The sequence below is a fragment of the Streptomyces sp. NBC_00876 genome (assembly GCF_045207435.1).
In the GTDB taxonomy this organism is placed as follows: Bacteria; Actinomycetota; Actinomycetes; order Streptomycetales; family Streptomycetaceae; genus Streptomyces.
Genome location: NZ_CP108800.1, coordinates 2,705,976 through 2,724,668 on the forward strand (window position 1 = coordinate 2,705,976; position 18,693 = coordinate 2,724,668).

Annotated in this window: 15 protein-coding genes; 9 read left to right on the forward strand and 6 right to left on the reverse strand. The window is 71.4% G+C overall.

The features are described from left to right. Positions 1-26 precede the first annotated feature (26 nt). Positions 27-1,172, reverse strand: a complete 1,146-nt coding sequence (locus tag OG782_RS11885) for a PP2C family protein-serine/threonine phosphatase (RefSeq protein WP_406450078.1) — start codon at positions 1,170-1,172, stop codon at positions 27-29. Between the two features lie 105 nt (positions 1,173-1,277). Between OG782_RS11885 and OG782_RS11890 the strand changes: the two genes are divergently transcribed. Further along, positions 1,278-2,510 carry a GNAT family N-acetyltransferase gene (locus tag OG782_RS11890; protein ID WP_406450079.1) on the forward strand — a complete coding sequence of 411 codons (1,233 nt, stop codon included), beginning with the start codon at positions 1,278-1,280 and terminating at the stop codon, positions 2,508-2,510. Positions 2,511-2,737: 227 nt separating this feature from the next. Here OG782_RS11890 and OG782_RS11895 read toward each other — a convergent pair whose 3' ends face one another. Both OG782_RS11895 and OG782_RS11900 read right to left on the reverse strand, forming a co-directional pair. Beyond that, positions 2,738-3,547, reverse strand: a complete 810-nt coding sequence (locus OG782_RS11895) for an Fpg/Nei family DNA glycosylase (RefSeq protein WP_406450081.1) — start codon at positions 3,545-3,547, stop codon at positions 2,738-2,740. An 85-nt stretch (positions 3,548-3,632) separates the two neighbouring features. Further along, positions 3,633-4,121, reverse strand: a complete 489-nt coding sequence (locus tag OG782_RS11900) for a ribose-5-phosphate isomerase (RefSeq protein ID WP_406450083.1) — start codon at positions 4,119-4,121, stop codon at positions 3,633-3,635. Positions 4,122-4,351: 230 nt separating this feature from the next. Here OG782_RS11900 and OG782_RS11905 point away from each other — a divergent pair, with 230 nt between their 5' ends. Next, the gene (locus OG782_RS11905; protein WP_406450085.1) at positions 4,352-5,812 is read left to right on the forward strand and encodes an amino acid permease; all 1,461 of its coding nucleotides are present in this window, start codon (positions 4,352-4,354) and stop codon (positions 5,810-5,812) included. A gap of 87 nt (positions 5,813-5,899) precedes the next feature. Further along, positions 5,900-7,195, forward strand: coding sequence for an FAD-binding oxidoreductase (locus tag OG782_RS11910; protein ID WP_406450087.1), 1,296 nt, complete (start codon positions 5,900-5,902; stop codon positions 7,193-7,195). Positions 7,196-7,199: 4 nt separating this feature from the next. Here OG782_RS11910 and OG782_RS11915 read toward each other — a convergent pair whose 3' ends face one another. Further along, on the reverse strand, positions 7,200-7,796 hold the full coding sequence (locus OG782_RS11915; protein ID WP_406450089.1) for a biotin transporter BioY: 597 nt from the start codon (positions 7,794-7,796) through the stop codon (positions 7,200-7,202). A gap of 405 nt (positions 7,797-8,201) precedes the next feature. Between OG782_RS11915 and OG782_RS11920 the strand changes: the two genes are divergently transcribed. The 4 genes from OG782_RS11920 to OG782_RS11935 all read left to right on the forward strand — a co-directional run bounded on the left by OG782_RS11920 (position 8,202) and on the right by OG782_RS11935 (position 12,555). Next, positions 8,202-9,638, forward strand: coding sequence for an amino acid permease (locus tag OG782_RS11920; RefSeq protein WP_406450091.1), 1,437 nt, complete (start codon positions 8,202-8,204; stop codon positions 9,636-9,638). A 163-nt stretch (positions 9,639-9,801) separates the two neighbouring features. Continuing rightward, entirely contained in the window at positions 9,802-10,443 is a 642-nt protein-coding gene (locus OG782_RS11925; protein ID WP_406450092.1) for a superoxide dismutase, read from the forward strand. A 160-nt stretch (positions 10,444-10,603) separates the two neighbouring features. Then, positions 10,604-11,443, forward strand: coding sequence for an MOSC domain-containing protein (locus tag OG782_RS11930; RefSeq protein WP_406450094.1), 840 nt, complete (start codon positions 10,604-10,606; stop codon positions 11,441-11,443). A 146-nt stretch (positions 11,444-11,589) separates the two neighbouring features. Beyond that, on the forward strand, positions 11,590-12,555 hold the full coding sequence (locus OG782_RS11935; RefSeq protein ID WP_406459006.1) for an aldo/keto reductase: 966 nt from the start codon (positions 11,590-11,592) through the stop codon (positions 12,553-12,555). A 64-nt stretch (positions 12,556-12,619) separates the two neighbouring features. Here OG782_RS11935 and OG782_RS11940 read toward each other — a convergent pair whose 3' ends face one another. Beyond that, on the reverse strand, positions 12,620-13,516 hold the full coding sequence (locus OG782_RS11940) for a DUF4232 domain-containing protein (protein WP_406450096.1): 897 nt from the start codon (positions 13,514-13,516) through the stop codon (positions 12,620-12,622). Positions 13,517-13,886: 370 nt separating this feature from the next. Continuing rightward, complete coding sequence (locus OG782_RS11945; protein ID WP_406450098.1) at positions 13,887-14,537, reverse strand: DsbA family protein; 651 nt, start codon at positions 14,535-14,537, stop codon at positions 13,887-13,889. A gap of 133 nt (positions 14,538-14,670) precedes the next feature. Here OG782_RS11945 and pepN point away from each other — a divergent pair, with 133 nt between their 5' ends. Next, the gene (gene pepN, locus OG782_RS11950) at positions 14,671-17,268 is read left to right on the forward strand and encodes an aminopeptidase N (RefSeq protein WP_406450100.1); all 2,598 of its coding nucleotides are present in this window, start codon (positions 14,671-14,673) and stop codon (positions 17,266-17,268) included. Positions 17,269-17,537: 269 nt separating this feature from the next. Further along, a complete protein-coding gene (locus OG782_RS11955; protein WP_406450102.1) occupies positions 17,538-18,605 on the forward strand; it encodes a hypothetical protein in 1,068 nt (355 codons plus the stop codon). Positions 18,606-18,693 lie beyond the last annotated feature (88 nt).

An 18,693-nucleotide genomic window follows, 5' to 3' on the forward strand; every position in this document is an offset into this window, starting at 1 on the left:
TCCGCTTCGGGCCGGTTGCGTACGTTTCAGGATCTGCGTGACAGGAGCAGCAGCGCCCGGTCGTCGTTGACGTCCTTGGCGCAGGCCTCGATGAGGTGCCAGGCCGCGCCCTCGAAGCCCGTCGTGACATAGCGGTCGGCCTCGCCCGTCAGCCGGTCGATGCCTTCCGCGATGTCACGGTCGGAGGCCTCCACCAGCCCGTCGGTGAACAGCATCAGCACGTCACCGGGGGCCAGATGCCCCTTCACGGCGTCGAACTCCGCCCCGTCGTAGACCCCGAGCAGCGGGCCCTCCGCGGCCATCTCCTCCCACTGTCCGCTGCCGGCGTGGAGCTGGAGGGCCGGCGGATGGCCCGCCGAGAGGAGTTCGTAGTCGCCCGATTCCAGGTCCAGGACCAGGTGGATCGAGGTGGCGAAGCCCTCGTCCCAGTCCTGGCGCAGCAGATAGCCGTTGGCCGCGGGCAGGAAGCCGTGCGGCGGCAGCGATCCGAGGAGTCCGCCGAAGGCGCCGGACAGCAGCAGGGCGCGGGAGCCCGCGTCCATGCCCTTGCCGGAGACATCGGTCAGTACGGCCTCCAGGGTGCGGCCGCCGTTGGTCCGGGCCGCGACCACGAAGTCCCCGGAGAAGGACTGCCCGCCCGCCGGGCGCAGCGCCATCTCGCGGTGCCAGCCCTGCGGGAGGCGGGGCAGGGCGCTCTGTACCCGGATGCGCTCGCGCAGGTCGAAGAGCATGGTGCCGCCGCGCCGCCACGGCACGCCGACCCTGGCCCGGAACTGGGCGAGGATCAGTCCCAGGAAGCCGCAGGCCGCGACCGTCAGCACGGTGCCCGGGGTGACCCGGGCCGGGCCGTCCTCGTACGGACCGAGCCAGAGGGACTCCACGATCAGGGCCGCGGCGGCGGTCGCGTACAGCCCGAGCAGGCTGGCGGGCCGCAGCAGCAGGCCGCCCGCGACGATCGGCAGGACGAGCACGGTGGGCGAGCACCACACCGGGTTCAGCAGGGTGCCGACGGTGATGGCCGGAACGGTGAGCAGCAGCGCGGCCAGGGCGATCCAGTCGGAGCCGTCCCCGCGGAAGTAGTCGACGCCGGACCTGCGCAGGGCGGTGCGTACCCGGTGCGCCGATTTCCGCAATCGGGCCGGGTACGTCTCTGCTCCTGCGCGTCGGGCCATTGCCGGGACCCTATCCACCCGACGGGCTCAGGTGCAGGGGGACCCCTGTGACAATGCGTTCGAAAACGGCTCGCCCGGCCGCGGAAGCCCTGGTAGGTATGGCATATGACTACAGAGCTCCGAGTATTGCAGCCGTCCGAGTGGAACGAGTGGTTCGAGTCCCTTGAGCTCGCGTTCGGCGGGGACCCGGAGACTCCGGAGGAGCGGGAGCTCTATCAGGAACTGACCGAGCACGAGCGGTCGATCGGGATCTGGGACGGCGGCGACGTGGTCGCGACGGCCGGGGCGTTCAGCTTCCGGGTGGCCGTGCCCGGCGGGGCGCTGGTGCCGGCGGCCGGGGTCACCATGGTGAGCGTCGCGGCCACGCACCGCAGGCGCGGTCTGCTGACCTCGATGATGCGCCGCCAGCTCGACGACGTAAGGGCGCTGGGTGAGCCGATCGCCGTGCTGACGGCTTCGGAGCCCGCGATCTACGGCCGCTTCGGATACGGGGCGGCGACCCGCCAGATGTCCCTGAGCATCGACTCGGACCGGGTGCGGCTGAGCGTGCCGGAGGGTACGGACGAGATCCGGCTGCGGTACGCGAAGAAGGACGAGGCGGTCGCGGCGTGCGAGAGCGTGTACGCGCGGCTGGTGGCGGGCCGTCCCGGCACTCCGGCCCACGGCCCCGGCTGGGAGCGCAAGCCGATGGTCGATCCGGTGAGTTCGCGCCAGGGCGGCTCGGTGCTGCAGTGCCTGCTGGCGGAGCGGGACGGTGAGATCGTCGGCTACACGAACTACCACCTCAAGCCGGAGTGGGAGAAGGCGGGCCCCAAGGGCCGCGTCGTGGTGAGCGATCTGGCGGCGCTGGACCCGGCGGCGTACGCGGCGCTGTGGCGGTTCCTGTTCGGGATCGACCTGATGTCCACGGTCGAGGCGCGGAACCGGCCGGTGGACGACGCGGTGCTGCATCTGGTGTCGGACGTGCGGCGGTGCGACATCCAGGTGCGGGACTCGCTCCATGTGCGGCTGGTGGACGTGGGCGCGGCCCTGGAGGCGCGGACCTACCGGGGGCCGCTGGATGTGGTGTTCGAGGTCGAGGACGCGTTCTGCCCGTGGAACGCGGGGCGTTGGCGGCTGACGGCCGACGCGAAGGGCGGCGCGTCGTGCAAGCGCACCGAGGACGCGGCGGATCTGGCGCTCTCGGTACGGGAGCTGGGCTCCGCGTACCTGGGAGGCGAGGCGCTGAGCGCGCTGGCCCTGGCCGGGCGGGTACGGGAGCTGCGGGCGGGGGCGGTGGCGGAGGCGTCGGCGGCGTTCCTGTCCGACGTGGCGCCGTGGCTGCCGCGGGGGTTCTAGGCGGGGGTGCGGGTCCGTCCGGCGACGGGACTTGTCCTCAACCGCCGGACGGGCTTGATCTGCCCTGGTGCGCGTGTTGCGGCCGAGCGCCGCGGGCTGCCGCGCAGCGCCCTTCGGGCGCTCTGTCCTCAATCGCCGGACGGGCTTGATTTCGCGGGTGCGCTGTCCTCAATCGCCGGCTGAGATTCGCCGGACGGGCTGAGATTCGCCGGACGGGCTTGATTTCGTCAGTGGGACTGGCAGTTCGGGCACCAGAAGAGGTTGCGGGCAGCCAGGTCCGCCGTGCGGATCTCCGTGCCGCAGATGTGGCAGGCCTGGCGTGCGCGCCGGTAGACGTACACCTCGCCGCCGTGGTCGTCCACGCGCGGCGGGCGGCCCATCGCCTCGGGCAGGTGCTCGGGGCGCACGGTGTCGATGCGGTTGTTCCGTACGCCCTCGCGCATGAGTGCGCCCAGGTCCGTCCAGATCGCGTCCCACTCGCGGCGGGTGAGGTCCTTGCCGGTCCGGTACGGGTCGATGCCGTGCCGGAACAGCACCTCGGCGCGGTAGACGTTGCCCACGCCCGCGACGACCTTCTGGTCCATGAGCAGGGCGGCCACGGTGATCCGGCTGCGGGAGATCCGCTGCCAGGCCCGCTCGCCGTCGTCGACCGGGCGCAGCGGGTCGGGGCCCAGCCGGTCGTGTATCGCGCGCTTCTCGGCGCCGGTGATCAGTGCGCAGGTGGTGGGGCCGCGCAGATCCGCGTGGTGCTCGTCGTTCAGCAGGCGCAGCCGGACCGTGTCGGTGGGCGGCGGAGCCGGGACCGTACCGAATCCGAGTTTGCCGAACAGGCCGAGGTGGATGTGGACCCAGCCGGTGTCCCCGAAGCCGAGGAAGAGGTGCTTGCCGTGGGCGTCCACCCCGTCGAGCACCCGGCCGTCGAGCAGGGCGGCGCTGCCGGAGAACTTGCCCTGCGGGCTGCTCACGCGCACCTGCCGGCCGGCGAACCGGTCCCGGTGGTCGTCCGCGAGGCGGCGGATCGTGTGTCCCTCGGGCACGGCGGCGGGTCTCCTCGGTGCGGCGCGGGGCGGACATGGCTGTGCCGCCGGGGGTACCGGCGGCACAGTTCAGGATAGGGGGCGGTCAGCCCTGCTGCGGGTGGTGGGCCGGGATCGGGGGGAGCTCGCCGGTGTTCTCGTACGCCGTGAGCATCTCGATGCGGCGGGTGTGCCGCTCCTCGCCGGAGTACGGGGTGGAGAGGAAGATCTCGACGAACTTGGTGGACTCCTCGGCCGTGTGCATCCGGCCGCCGATGGAGATCACGTTGGCGTCGTTGTGCTCGCGGCCCAGCGCGGCGGTCTGCTCGCTCCAGGCGAGTGCGGCGCGGACGCCCTTGACCTTGTTCGCGGCCATCTGCTCGCCGTTGCCGGAGCCACCGATCACGATGCCGAGGCTGCCCGGGTCCGCGGCCGTCTTCTCGGCGGCACGCAGGCAGAACGGCGGGTAGTCGTCCTGGGCGTCATAGATGTGGGGACCGCAGTCGACGACATCGTGGCCCTGGGCCTCGAGCCACTCGACGAGGTGGTTCTTGAGTTCGTAACCGGCATGGTCGGATCCGAGGTACACGCGCATGGGAGGAGTGTGGCACGAGCGGCGCCGGGTAGCCGACGACGGGGTGCGGTGTGCCCCTGATGTGCGGGCCCTGTGTGCGCGATGCCACTGAGGCAACGATCCGGTCAACGAATCGGAGGGAGGGGTTCCGCTTTCTGGGTTCACCGGGCTTCAATGCATCGCTCGCTGCTCCACCACCGTGGTGCCGCGAGTCACGCAACCGAGTGATCCGAAACGTAAGGATTCGAACCATGACGTCGCAGACGACTCTGGCGGAGCCGGGCCACCAGCCCGACGGGCCGGACCGTTCGGACCGGACGGAGTCCCAGGACGGGCTCCAGGCCGGTCTCAAGAACCGTCACCTCTCGATGATCGCGATCGGCGGAGTGATCGGCGCGGGCCTGTTCGTGGGCTCCGGGGCCGGCATCGCCGCCGCCGGACCGGCCATCCTGCTGTCGTACGCGCTGGTCGGCCTGATGGTCGTCTTCGTGATGAGGATGCTCGGCGAGATGGCGGCCGCCCGCCCCGCGTCGGGCTCCTTCTCCACCTACGCCGACCAGGCGCTGGGCCGCTGGGCCGGGTTCTCGATCGGCTGGCTGTACTGGTTCTTCTGGGTCGTGGTGCTCGCCGTCGAGGCCACGGCGGGTGCCAAGATCCTGGAGGGCTGGGTGCCAGGCGTCCCGCAGTGGGGCTGGGCACTGATCGTGATGCTGGTGCTGACCGCGACGAATCTGGTCTCCGTCGGTTCGTACGGTGAGTTCGAGTTCTGGTTCGCCGGCATCAAGGTGGTCGCGATCGGTGCGTTCGTGATCGTCGGCCTGCTCGCCGTCTTCGGCGTGCTGCCCGGCTCGGACCACGCCGGATCGGGACTGGCCCACCTCACCGACACGGGCGGTTTCTTCCCCGAAGGGCCGGGCGCCATCCTCACCGGGGTGCTGATGGTCGTCTTCTCCTTCATGGGCAGCGAGATCGTGACCCTGGCGGCCGGCGAGTCGCAGAACCCGCAGCGCGCCGTCCAGAAGGCCACCAACAGCGTCATCTGGCGGATCGCCGTCTTCTACCTGGGTTCGATCTTCGTCGTGCTGACGCTGCTGCCCTGGAACGATCCGTCGATCGTCGAGAAGGGCAGCTACGTCGCGGCGCTCGACGTCATCGGCATCCCGCATGCAGGCCAGGTGATGGACGTCATCGTGCTGACGGCCGTGCTCTCCTGCCTCAACTCCGGCCTCTACACGGCCTCCCGGATGGCGTTCTCGCTCGGCGGCCGCGGCGACGCGCCCAAGGCGTTCGCCCGGACCAACAAGCGGGGCGTGCCGCAGGCGGCCATTCTGTCCTCGGTCGTCTTCGGCTTCGTCGCCGTCTTCTTCAACTACCAGTGGCCCGACACGGTCTTCGCGTTCCTGCTGAACTCCTCCGGCGCCGTCGCCCTGTTCGTCTGGCTGGTCATCTGCTTCACCCAGCTGCGGATGCGCGGCATCATCCTGCGCGAGTCGCCGGAGAAGCTGGTCGTACGGATGTGGCTCTTCCCGTACCTGACCTGGGCGACCATCGCCATGATCTCGTTCGTACTGGTCTACATGCTGACCGACGACGCCGGACGCGAGCAGGTGCTGCTGTCGCTGCTGGTCGCGGTGCTGGTGGTGGCGGTCTCGCTGGTACGTGAGGCACGCAAGCGCCGAAGCGCTACCCCGGCCGGGACCGCCGGAAGCTGATCATCCATACCTGACGGCCCCTGTCAGGTATACCGGGGAGGCTCTCCCTCGCAAGCGCATCGAGCGAGCGAGTGGAGAGCCTCCGCCATGACTGCCGAACCGACCGGTTTCCCGACCGGCTTCCAGACCGGCTTCCCGGTCCGCCCGGACCTCGTCGTCGAGGCGGCCGACGCCCAGGACGTACGCACCGCCGTGGCCCGGGCCGCCCGGGACGGGCTCCGGGTCGGTCTCCACGCCACCGGGCACGGGCTGCCGGGCCCCGTCGAGGGCGGCGTCCTGATCAGCACCCGCAAGATGGACTCCGTTCAGGTCGACCCCGAACGCCGCACCGCGCGGATCGGTGCCGGTGTCACCTGGGGCCAGGTGATCGAGGCCGCCGCACCCCACGGGCTCGCCCCGCTGAACGGCTCCTCCCCCGGCGTCGGCGCCGTCTCCTACACGCTCGGGGGCGGCCTGGGCGTCCTGGCCCGGGAGTTCGGGTACGCCGCCGACCATGTGCGGTCACTGGACGTGGTGACGGGCGACGGGGTGCTGCGCCATGTCACCCCGGCGGACGAGCCCGAGCTGTTCTGGGGGCTGCGCGGCGGCGGGCACCGGCTGGGCGCGGTCACCGGGATGGAGACCGCCCTGGTCCCGGTGGCCCGGCTGTACGGCGGCTCGATCGCGTTCGACGGGGACGGGGAGGGCGGTGCGCGGGTGCTGCGCCGCTATCTGGAGTGGACCCGGACCGTGCCCGGGGCCCTCACCTCCTCCGTCTCCGCGCTCGTGTACCCGGACCTGCCGCAGCTGCCCGGGCCGCTGCGCGGCCGGTACGTGATCTCCGTACGCGTCGCGTACACCGGATCGGCGGCCGAGGGCGAACGCCTCGTCGCGCCGCTGCGGGCGACCGGGCCCGCGCTCGCGGACTCGCTGCGGGAGATGCCGTACACCGACAGCCACACCATCCACAGCGATCCGCCGTTCCCGCACGCCTACTACGGCGACGGCCTGATGCTCGGCGGACTCGATCCCGAACGCGCGGCGCGGGTGCTGGAGCTGACCGGCCGCAAGGCGCCGATGATGACCGTGGTGCAGCTCAACCACCTGGGCGGCGCCCTGGCCGCGGCGCCGGAACCGGACAACGCGGTGCCCTACCGGGACGCGGGCTTCCTGCTGCGGATGCTGTCGCCGCTCGACGGTACGGACGTGGCGTCGGTGCGGTCGCTGTACGAGGAGGTGGCCGGGGTCCTGGAGCCACTCGCCGTGGGCCGTTCGCTGAACTTCTCCTTCGGCGGCGGGGACCGTACCGAGGGCTTCCACGGCGCGCGCACGCAGAAGAGGCTCGCCGGTCTGGTGTCGCGTTACGACCCGGCGAGCCTCTTCGGAGGTGCTTACGGAAGCTGAGGCGTCAGCCTCGGCGGCCGATGAGCTTCCACGACGTGGGCAGCGCGCCCATCGCGAGCGCCGCCTTCAGCGCGTCGCCGAGCAGGAACGGCGTCAGGCCGGCCGCGATCGCGGCGCTCGCCGACATGCCGGTGGACAGGGCCAGGTACGGCACGCCGACCGCGTAGATGATCGCCGAGCCGAGCACCATCGTGCCCGCGGTCCGCAGCACCGAACGGTCGCCGCCGCGGCGGGCGAGCCCGCCGACGACGGTGGCGGCGAGCAGCATGCCGAGCACGTAACCGAAGGAGGCACCGCCGGCGCCGGAGCTGCCGGCCGAGAACCACGGCATGCCCGCCATGCCGACGAGCGCGTACACGGCCAGGGCGAGGAAGCCGCGGCGGGCGCCCAGCGCGGTGCCGACCAGGAGCGCGGCGAAGGTCTGGCCGGTGACCGGGACCGGGGAGCCGGGGACCGGGACGGCGATCTGGGCCGCTATGCCGGTGAGCGCGGCACCGCCGAGCACCAGGGCGGTGTCCACGGCGTAGCGGTGCCGGGCTGCGGGCAGCAGGTCGGCGAGGACCGCTCCGGTACGGACGGGGGCGGCGGCAGCAGTGCTCATCGGGACTCCGCGGGGTGAGGGCAGGTGGGGACAGGTGGGGACAGACTGAGGCTGACGTTAGCCGACGGAGCATCGCTCGATCACCATCAGCGGCCCACAAAGCGGCGGTTGAGGGATTGGTGGGGTTCACACAAAGACCGGCCCGCAATCGTCGCGAAGCGTGATGCTCGTCACTGGGGTGACGAGGGGTTCCCCCGGTCGGAACCGCGGAGGGCCGTAGGGGGCAGACTGTGAACTCCCTCTAAATGAAGGATCCGAGGCCATGAGCCGCTCCGCCCCGGGCGGTGTGCGCCCTGTGTGAGCCTGGTGCCCGTATAGCGGACAGCCGTTCCTCAGGAGCGGGCCACCTGTTCAGACTGTCAGTGGATACGTCCCCACACGTCACCGACCGAACAGAGCTCGTCCATGCCTCAGGCCCCCACGCCTCCCCCCACGCCCTCCCCCGCCGGCTCCCCGGCCGTCGCCTCCGACGCCGGGACCGGCCCGGCGCTCACCCAGGGACTCAAGCAGCGCCATCTGTCGATGATCGCCCTCGGCGGCGTCATCGGCGCCGGGCTGTTCGTCGGCTCCGGTGCCGGCATCGCCGCCGCCGGCCCGTCGATCGTGATCGCGTACGCCGTTTCCGGGCTGCTGGTCATGCTCGTGATGCGCATGCTCGGCGAGATGTCGGCGGCCAATCCGGCATCCGGCTCGTTCTCCGTCCACGCCGAGCGGGCGATCGGCCCATGGGCGGGGTTCGCGGCGGGCTGGGCGTTCTGGGTGCTTCTCTGTGTCGCCGTCGGCCTGGAAGGGATCGGCGCGGCCAAGATCGTCACCGGCTGGCTGCCGGGGACTCCGGAGTGGGCCTGGGTGGCGCTGTTCATGGTGGTGTTCCTGGGGACGAACCTGGCCTCGGTGACGAAGTTCGGCGAGTTCGAGTTCTGGTTCGCCGCGCTCAAGGTCGCCGCGATCACGCTGTTCCTGGTGCTGGGCGTGCTGGCGATCCTCGGCGCGCTGCCGGGTACAGACGCCCCGGGCACCGCCAACCTCAGCGGTGAGGGCGGATTCATGCCGAACGGCTCCGAAGGGCTGGTCATCGGACTGCTCGCCTCCGTCTTCGCGTACGGCGGTCTGGAGACCGTCACCATCGCGGCAGCGGAGTCCGAGAACCCGGTGCAGGGCGTCGCGAAGGCCGTCCGGACGGCGATGTGGCGGATCGCGCTCTTCTACGTCGGCTCGATGGCCGTCATCGTCACGCTGGTCCCGTGGGACGACCCGAAGGTCGTGGAGGTCGGCCCGTTCTACGCGACCCTGGACCACCTCGGCATCGGCGGCGCGGCGGAGATCATGAACGTGGTCATCCTGGTCGCCCTGCTCTCCGCGATGAACGCGAACGTCTACGGCGCCTCGCGCATGGCCTGTTCGCTGGTCGGGCGCGGCATGGGCCCGAAGCGGCTGGGCAGGGTCTCCTCCGGTGTGCCGCGCACGGCGGTCCTCGTCTCGTCCGTGTTCGGCTTCCTGTGCGTGCTGCTGAGCTACTGGCGTCCGGACGACGTCTTCCCCTGGCTGCTCAACATGATCGGCGCGGTCATCCTCGTCGTCTGGATCTTCATCGCCGTCTCCCAGCTGATCCTGCGCACCCGGCTGGAGCACGAGGCGCCGGAGAAGCTCGTGGTGCGGATGTGGCTGTTCCCGGGACTGACGGTGGTGGCGCTGCTCGCCATGGCCGGCATCTTCTTCCTGATGCTCCGCCAGCCCGACACCCGCGACCAGCTGCTGGCGACCGGTGCGCTGACGGCGGCCCTGATCGCCATCGGCGTCGTACGGCAGCGGCGCTCCGCGACGGCGACGCCGGACGCGTAACGCCCGGGACGGGAAACCCTGGCGCACGCGAAGACGCCGGGAGCGTCCGCGGTGCCCTGGTCCTACGCCGAAGGACTGATCCTCCCTTACCCCTTCCTGCTGTTAACCTGCTCCTGCATATAGGTTGCAATAACAACAGGACAGCAGCTGGAGGGTTCGAACCATGGCCACGTACACGCTCCCGGAACTCCCGTACGACTACGCGGCGCTCGAACCGGTCATCAATCCGCAGATCATCGAGCTCCACCACGACAAGCACCACGCCGCGTACGTGAAGGGTGCGAACGACACCCTGGAGCAGCTGGAGGAGGCGCGCGACAAGGAGGCCTGGGGAGCCGTCAACGGACTCCAGAAGAACCTCGCGTTCCACCTCTCCGGCCACATCCTGCACTCGATCTACTGGCACAACATGACCGGTGACGGCGGCGGCGAACCGCTCGGGGCGGACGGTGTCGGCGACCTCGCGGACGCGATCACCGACTCCTTCGGCTCCTTCGCGGGCTTCAAGTCCCAGCTGACGAAGGCCGCGGCCACCACCCAGGGCTCCGGCTGGGGCGTCCTCGCGTACGAGCCGGTCAGCGGCAGGCTGATCGTCGAGCAGGTCTACGACCACCAGGGCAACGTGGGCCAGGGCTCGGTCCCGGTCCTCGTCTTCGACGCCTGGGAGCACGCCTTCTACCTCCAGTACAAGAACCAGAAGGTCGACTTCATCGAGGCGATGTGGCGCGTCGTCAACTGGCAGGACGTGGCCAAGCGGTACGCGGCCGCCAAGGAGCGCGCGAACGTCCTGCTGCTCGCCCCCTGACGGGGCGTCCCGAACGCCCTGCCTCGTGATCGTCTTCTCAACCTTCACCGGGCAGGCGGATGAAGGAGGGGTCCTCGCCCGGACGTGACGGGCGAGGACCCTTCTGTCATGCCGTACGCCGCGGGCCGGGTGCGATGATGTGCGCCATGGGGAGGACATCATGACGATCACTGTGCAGGAACTGGCGTACTACCCGGTCAAGGGCTGCGCCGGTACCGCGGTCGATTCCGCACGGGTCACCGGGACCGGTCTCGAACACGACCGGACGTTCATGGTGGTCGACGCCGCGGACGGCGCCTTCCGCAGCCAGCGCACGCACCCCGCGATGGCCGCGATCGGGGCCGGGATCCTGCGCTCCGGGACGGCACTGACCCTGTCCGCCGCGGACGTCGAGCCCCTGCTCCTGAACGTCGACCCGGACGGCCCGCGCCGCGATGTCAGCATGTTCGACCGTCCGCTCGGCGCGGCCGTCGACCAGGGGGACGCGGTCGCGGAGTGGTTCTCCGACGTGCTCGGGGCCAAGTCCCGCCTGGTGCGGGTGGCCCCCGGCTTCGACCGGGACGGCTGGGGCGACACCCCCGGCAAGGTCAACTTCGCCGACGCGCACGCGGTGCTGGTCGCCTCGACCGCCTCCCTGGACGCCCTCAACGCCCGCATCGCGGCCCGGGGCGACGCCGAGGCCGTCCCGATGGACCGCTTCCGGCCCAACATCGTGCTGACCGGGGACGACGAGCCGCACTTCGAGGACCGGCTGCGCCGGATGACCATGGGAAGTGTCGAACTCGCCCACTCGGTACGGGCGATGCGGTGCAGCGTCCCGCTCGTCGACCAGACGACGGGCCGCCGCCGGGGCCCGGAACCGGTCCGGACCCTGGCGACGTACCGGCGCGAGCCGGAGTACGGCAACCGGGTCAGCTTCGGCGCGAAGAACGCGGTGGTCCGCGAGGGCGTGGTGAGCGTCGGCGATCCGGTCACGGCCGGGAGCGTGGCCGGGCAGTGAGGATCCGGCAGCCAGCACGTCGGTGAACGCGGACCCGGCGGAAAAACCCACCTGCCCACAACCCCCAAGTCGCCTATCGTCAACGTGATTTCCGGCATGGCGCCGCAGCGCCGGCCGGCACCGGAACCACGACGTGGAGGATGATTGTGCGCTACCGCGAGCTGGGACGCAGCGGACTGTCGGTGTCCGAGATCGGCTACGGCGCGTGGGGCATCGGTGAGTCCAGCTGGGTGGGCGCGACGGAGGACGAATCCCTGCGCGCCCTCAACCGGGCCATCGATCTCGGCGTGAACTTCATCGATACGGCGCGCGGCTACGGCGAGAGCGAGCGCATCGTCGGGCAGGTCGTACGCGAACGGGCCGGCGACGAGGTGCTCGTCGCGACCAAGGTGCCGCCGCTGAACCGGGAGTGGCCCGCCCAGGACGGCACGGACCCGGCCGAGACCTTCCCGGGCGAGCACATCCGTACGAGCCTGGAGACCAGCCTGCGCGCCTCCGGCCTGGACCACTTCGACGTCCTGCAGTTCCACGTCTGGAACGACGAGTGGATGGGGCGCGGGGACTGGCTGGAGACGGTCGCCGAGCTGAAGAAGGAGGGAAAGATCCGCCTGTTCGGTGTCTCCGTCAATGACCATCGGCCCGAGAGCGCGATCGCGCTCGTGCGCAGCGGCGCGGTGGACAGCGTGCAGGTCATCTACAACGTGTTCGACCAGGCACCGGCGGACGCGTTCCTGCCGGCCTGCGAGGAGCACGGTGTCGGGGTGATCGTGCGGGTGGCGCTGGACGAGGGCGGGCTGACCGGCCGGATCACCGCCGGCACGACGTTCCCCGAAGGCGACTGGCGCAACCGCTACTTCCGTGACGACCGGCCGGCCCAGGTCGAGCAGCGGGTGGCGGCGATCGTCGCGGACCTGGGCATCGAGCCGGACGCGGTCGCGGAGCACGCGCTGCGCTTCGTCCTGAGTTCGCCGGCGGTCTCCACCGTCATCCCGGGCATGCGCAGCGTGCGCAATGTGGAGCGCAACACCGCGCTGAGCGACGGGATTCCGCTCACCGCCGGGCAGCTCGCCGTGCTGGCCGGGCACCGGTGGCAGCGGAACTTCTACTCCTGAGCGACGGGACGGCGGGCGGGCCTGCGCCGGGGCGGGTTGGCCCCGGCGCGGGCCCGCCCTCCGTTCAGCGGGCCGCCGTCTCGTCCTTGGTCCACGGGCCGACGCCGAGCTTCCCCGTGGTCCCGAGATCGAGTTCCGGCGTCACGGTCACGGCCGCGGCCCCCGGCTTCGGCGTCACCCTGACGTACGGGGCGTTCACCGCTTCGCCCGCGCCGGTGGTGTTGCGCCACGCCAGATTGGCGTACGCCGACTCCCCAGGCTTCAGCGTGACGGGCCGCGACGTGGCGTCGCCGCCGATCCCGGTGGAGATCGCGTCGGTGCCGTGCAGGATCCGCACGCCGGTCACCGGTTCCCGGTCCCGCGCCAGGAGCTGGAGTCCGGGATAGCCGTTGACCCGGTAGGCGGTGGAACCGCAGTTGACCAGGTGGAGGCCCACCACGCGCAGCCCCATGGCGGCGTCGCCGCGGTCCGCCGTGACCTGGACTCCCGAGGGCGGACAGGCGCCGGTCGTGGCGGGTGCCTCGTCCGCCGCGACGGCCCGCACCTTGGAGACCCGCACCCGGCTCGCCGGGGCCGTGGACAGCGTGTCCCCCGTGTCGAGGGTGCGTCGCACGGTCCGGCCGGGCCGCACGGACGCCACGGTGGTGGAGGTGTTGTCCATGACCTCCCCGGCCTCGTTCATCCGGTCGAAGGTGATGGTGAAGGTGAGCGGTTCCTTCCCGGTGTTGGTGACCTCGAACTCGGTGGCCGGGGCCGGGGAGGCGCCGCAGCCCCGGCTGATGAGGGTCACGTTCTCCCACGTCCCGCCGTCGGGCCCGGTGGCGGGCAGGGTGGCCGTGCACGTGGGCGAACCGGAGCCGGAGGGAGCGCCGGAGCCGACGCCCCGCTCCTGCCCGCATCCGGCGAGCAGCATGGTGCCCGCGAGGGCGGTACACAGGGCGAGGGAAGGGGAGGGTCGCATGCGCCCAGAAGATCAGGAGCCGCCCCTCCCAGCTGTGGCGCGGATCACATATCGGGTCACGGTGGCGTCACCGTTCGGGGGGCTGCCCGGCGGGGCGTCGGATCCGGCAGGACGATCGACTGCCCGGCCCTGGAACCGGATCGGGACTTCGGCTTCGGCTTCGACGACGCGGAGCAGGTGGCGCGGAGCAGGTGGCGCGGAGCAGGTGGCGCGGAGCAGGTGGCGCGGAGCAGGTGGCGCGGAGCAGGTGGCGCGGCGGCTGCCGAGGCCGGCCGCCCTGTACGGCTGAGGGGCCGGAGGCCACCCGGCTGCCTCTGACGGCGCCGCGGTGCGGGTCCAGGCCGTCGCCGGGACCCGCACCGCAGGATGATCAGTCGAAGACCGGGCCCTGCGTCCGGGTCCGCTTGATCTCGTAGAAGCCGGGGATCGAGGCGACCATCAGCGTGCCGTCCCACAGCTTCGCCGCCTCCTCGCCCTTGGGGGCGGGGGTGACGACCGGGCCGAAGAAGGCGATCTGCTCGCCGTCCGCGCCGGGCACGGCGATGACCGGGGTGCCGACTTCCTGGCCGACCTTGTCGATGCCCTCCTTGTGGGAGGCGCGCAGTTCGGTGTCGTACGTGTCGGAGTCGGCGTACTCCGCGAGTTCGACGGGCAGGCCGACGTCCTTCAGTGCGGCGACGACCGCCTCACGGGTGACGCCCTCGCCCTGGTTGTGGAAGCGGGTGCCGAGCGCGGTGTAGAGCGGGCCGACGACGTCGTCGCCGTGCTTCTGCTGGGCGGCGATCACCACGCGGACCGGGCCCCAGGCCTTGTTCTCCAGGAGGTCCCGGTACTCGGCGGGCATGTCCTCCAGCCGGTCCTCGTTGAGCACGGACAGGCTCATCACGTGCCAGCGGACCTCGACGTCACGGAGCTTCTCCACCTCCAGCATCCAGCGGGAGGTCATCCAGGCCCAGGGGCAGACCGGATCGAACCAGAAATCGACGGGGGTCCTGCCGGTCGCCGTGCTGCTTTCAGACATGTCTCTCCTAGAACGGACCGATCGCATCTGTGCGCGAGAACACCGAAGGACGCTCCGGCCATTCCCGCATGCCGGGCCGGGAAGCGGCATGGGAGGATCAAAGTATTCGAACGTGACACAAAGGAGTGTGCTCGTGCCCGGTGAGAACCTGACCCGCGACGAGGCCCGTGAGCGGGCCGACCTGCTGACCGTCGACGGTTACGACGTCGAGCTCGACGTCCGCTCCGCCATCGGTGAGCCGGACGGGGAGGGCGGGCAGGGCTCCGGTCCGCGGACCTTCCGCTCGGTGACGACGATCCGGTTCCGCACGGCACGCGCCGGCGCGACGACCTTCGCCGACCTGGTCGCCCCGTCCGTGAACGCGGTGACGCTGAACGGCACGCCGCTGGACCCGGCGGCCGTTTTCGACGGGACGCGGATCGCGCTGACGGACCTGCCGGAGGGCGGCCACGTCCTGGTGGTCGACGCGCAGTGCGCGTACAGCCGGACCGGCGAGGGCATGCACCGCTTCGTCGACCCGGAGGACGGCGAGGTCTACCTCTACACGCAGTACGAGCCGGCGGACGCGCGGCGCGTGTTCGCCAATTTCGAGCAGCCCGATCTGAAGGCCCCCTACCGCTTCCGGGTGACGGCGCCCGCGGAGTGGACGGTCTGGAGCAACGGGGCCGAGGAGTCCCGCGACGGCGGGGTGTGGCGGTTCGCCGAGACGGAGCCGATCTCGACGTACATCACGACGGTCGTCGCCGGTCCGTACCACTACGTGACGGACTCCTACAGCCGTACGTTCGACGACGGCACGCAGCTGGACATCCCCCTCGGCGCGATGTGCCGCAAGGGACTCGCCCGGCACTTCGACGCCGACGACATCTTCCTGATCACCAAGCAGGGTCTGGACTTCTTCCATGACCACTTCGACTACCCGTACCCGTTCGGCAAGTACGACCAGGCGTTCGTGCCCGAGTACAACCTCGGCGCGATGGAGAACCCGGGCATCGTCACGTTCCGCGAGGAGTACATCTTCCGCGGCAAGGTGACGCAGGCGGCGTACGAGAGCCGGGCCAACGTCATCCTGCACGAGATGGCGCACATGTGGTTCGGCGACCTGGTCACCATGCAGTGGTGGGACGACCTGTGGCTCAAGGAGTCGTTCGCCGACTTCATGGGCGTCTTCGCGATGGTGGAGTCGACCCGTTTCGAGGACGGCTGGATCACCTTCGCCAACAACCGCAAGGCGTGGGCCTACCGCGCCGACCAGCTGCCGTCCACCCACCCGATCACGGCCGACATCCGTGACCTGGAGGACGCCAAGCTGAACTTCGACGGCATCACGTACGCCAAGGGCGCCTCGGTGCTGAAGCAGCTGGTGGCGTACGTGGGACGGGACGCGTTCCTGGAGGGCGCCCGGCGCTACTTCAAGAAGCACGCGTACGGCAACACGCAGCTCGGCGACCTGCTGTCGGTGCTGGCCGAGACGTCCGGGCGGGACATGACCTCGTGGTCGCGCTCCTGGCTCCAGACCGCGGGCGTCAACTCGCTGACCCCGGTGGCGGTCTACGACGCCGCGGACCGGATCACCGAGCTGGCCGTGCTCCAGGAGGCGGCCGAGTCGCATCCGGAGCTGCGGCCCCACCGGGTCGCGGTGGGCCTGTACCGGCGCACCCCCGACGGCGACCTGGTGCGCTATGCCCGCGCCGAGGCGGACGTGGCGGGGCCGCGCACCGTGATCACGGAGCTGGCCGGCGCCGAGCGCCCCGAGCTGATCCTGGTCAACGACGACGACCTGACCTACTGCAAGGTCCGCTTCGACGAGGTGTCGCTGGCCACGCTCCGGGCGCACCTGGGTGACATCACGGACCCGCTCGCGCGGGCGCTGTGCTGGTCCGCGCTGTGGAACCTGACCCGGGACGGGCTGATGCCGGCCCGCGACTTCGTCTCGCTGGTCCTGGCCTTCTCCGGCCGGGAGACCGACATCGGCGTACTGCAGATGCTGCACGCCTGGACCCGCTCGGCGCTGGTGCACTACGCGGCGCCGTCGTGGCGCGAGGAGGGCGGCCTGGCCCTGTCCGAGGGCGCGCTGCGCGAGCTGCGGCTCGCGGTGCCGGGCAGTGAGCACCAGCTGGCCTGGGCGCGGTTCTTCGCGGCGGTCGCCGCGTCGGAGACGGACTTCCAGCTGCTGTCCGGGCTGCTCGCCGGCACGGCACGGATCGACGGCCTGGACGTCGACCAGGAGCTGCGCTGGGCGTTCCTGTCGCCGCTGGCCTCGCACGGCGCGGCGGACGAGGCGGCCATCGGCGCCGAACTGGCCCGCGACGACACCGCGTCCGGCAAGCGGCACCAGGTGCGGTGCCTGGCCTCGCGTCCTTCGGCCGCGGTCAAGGCGCAGGCGTGGGCGGGTGTGGTGGAGTCGGACGAGCTGTCCAACGCCCTGGTGGAGGCCACCATCTCGGGCTTCTCGCAGCCCTCGCAGCGGGAGTTGCTGGCTCCGTACGCGGACAAGTACTTCGAGGCGATCGAACGGGTGTGGGCCGAGCGGTCGATCCAGATCGGGATGGCCGTGGTGAAGGGCCTGTTCCCGGCCCTTCAGGACGATCCCGCCACGCTGGCGGCGACGGACGCGTGGCTCGATGCACACGCGGACGCGGCACCGGCGCTGCGGCGGCTGGTGCTGGAGGCCCGGGACGATCTGGCCCGGGGGCTGCGGGCACAGGCGTGTGACGGCGGAGCGGTCTGACGGCGGAGCGGTCTGCGGCGGAGCGGTCTGCGGCGGAGCCGCGTGACGGTTCCGGCCCGTCCGGCGTGAGGTTCCTCGCCCGGGTGCCCCGGCACCCCGGCGAGGGTTCCGTCCTCAAACGCCGGACCGGCTGGGATTGCCGGACGGGCTTGGGTTTCCGGGCCATTTCGGCTGTCGAACGTCCGTACTTTAGGACGGCGTTGTCCGGGTATGTCGACGGGCCTGTAACAGGGGTTGGGAGCCCGGCACCGGGCGGGATACACCGGAGCATGACCCAGAACACCCCGCTCTCCCCGTGCGGTCCCCGCGCGGCATCCGACGCCCACCAAGGCGTCCTGTCCGCAGCCCAGTTGAAGGCTCGCGGCGTCTCCGCCGCCCGCGCCGCCGCGCAGTGCCGGGCCGGTGGTCCGTGGCAGCAGCCGCTGCCCGGCGTGTACGTCCTGCACCCGGGTCCGCTCGACGGCCGGGAGCTGCTGCGGTCCGCGCTCCTGTACGCGGGCCGGCCGCCCGCCTCCGGGCGGCGGAGCGTGCCCGCGCAGCCCGCCGGCGTCGACCCCGCGTACGGCGAGGCCATGATCACCGGTATTGCCGCGCTCGCGCTGCACGGCTTCGTCGCCGTGCAGCCCGTCGTCGCCATGGACCGGATCGACGTCCTGGTGCCGCGCATGCGCCGGCTGAGGTCGGCCGGGTACGCCCGTCTGCTGCGGACGGCCGAACTGCCGCGGCCGGAGCGGCTGGACGGACTTCCGGTCGCGCCGGTGGCCCGCGCGCTGGCGGACGCCGTGGCCGGGCTCGGGGACGCCTTCGCCGTACGCCGGCTGCTCACCGAGGCGGTCCGCGGGGGCCACTGCGAACCGGTCGTCGTGGTCGGCGAACTGAACCGTGCCAAGGTGCTCGGACGCCCCCAGGTGGTGGACGCCGTGGACTCGCTGCTCGCCGAGGGCCGGGCCCTGGCGGAGGAGCGGCTGTACGACATGGTGCGGTCGTACGGACTGCCGGAGCCGCTGTGGAACGTGGATCTGCGGCTGCCGGGCGGCCCGCATCTGGGCGGCGTCGACGCCTACTGGCCCGACGAGGCGGTCGCCGTGGAACTGGACACCCGGGCCCCGCGCCACAGCCGGCTCGACGACGGCCGTCGCCAGGAGGAGCACGAGGCCCAGTGGTCCGCGTACGCCGCCCGGCGCGAGCACCTGGAACGGCTCGGCGTCACCGTCGTCCACCTCACGCCGAAGAAGCTGCGTGACGCCCGGGAGCAGCAGGCGGTCGTGGTGCGGACCGCGCTGATGGCGGCAGCCGACCGTGAACCGGCCGCGCACGTGGTGATCCTGCCCAGGTGAGGCCATCACCCGTCACATATCTGCCCGTTCGTCCCCTGTGACGCTTCGGCCGCACTGGCGGAATCCCGCCATGTCCACAACTCGCCCC

Bases quoted from the DNA above. Each gene is read 5' to 3' on its own strand.
- OG782_RS11910 (WP_406450087.1), top strand. From the start codon at position 5,900: ATGACTGCCGAACCGACCGGTTTCCCGACCGGCTTCCAGACCGGCTTC.
- OG782_RS11905 (WP_406450085.1), top strand. From the start codon at position 4,352: ATGACGTCGCAGACGACTCTGGCGGAGCCGGGCCACCAGCCCGACGGG.
- OG782_RS11955 (WP_406450102.1), top strand. From the start codon at position 17,538: ATGACCCAGAACACCCCGCTCTCCCCGTGCGGTCCCCGCGCGGCATCC.
- OG782_RS11885 (WP_406450078.1), bottom strand. From the start codon at position 1,172: ATGGCCCGACGCGCAGGAGCAGAGACGTACCCGGCCCGATTGCGGAAA.
- OG782_RS11890 (WP_406450079.1), top strand. From the start codon at position 1,278: ATGACTACAGAGCTCCGAGTATTGCAGCCGTCCGAGTGGAACGAGTGG.
- OG782_RS11920 (WP_406450091.1), top strand. From the start codon at position 8,202: ATGCCTCAGGCCCCCACGCCTCCCCCCACGCCCTCCCCCGCCGGCTCC.
- OG782_RS11915 (WP_406450089.1), bottom strand. From the start codon at position 7,796: ATGAGCACTGCTGCCGCCGCCCCCGTCCGTACCGGAGCGGTCCTCGCC.
- OG782_RS11940 (WP_406450096.1), bottom strand. From the start codon at position 13,516: ATGCGACCCTCCCCTTCCCTCGCCCTGTGTACCGCCCTCGCGGGCACC.
- OG782_RS11930 (WP_406450094.1), top strand. From the start codon at position 10,604: ATGACGATCACTGTGCAGGAACTGGCGTACTACCCGGTCAAGGGCTGC.
- OG782_RS11900 (WP_406450083.1), bottom strand. From the start codon at position 4,121: ATGCGCGTGTACCTCGGATCCGACCATGCCGGTTACGAACTCAAGAAC.
- OG782_RS11925 (WP_406450092.1), top strand. From the start codon at position 9,802: ATGGCCACGTACACGCTCCCGGAACTCCCGTACGACTACGCGGCGCTC.
- OG782_RS11945 (WP_406450098.1), bottom strand. From the start codon at position 14,537: ATGTCTGAAAGCAGCACGGCGACCGGCAGGACCCCCGTCGATTTCTGG.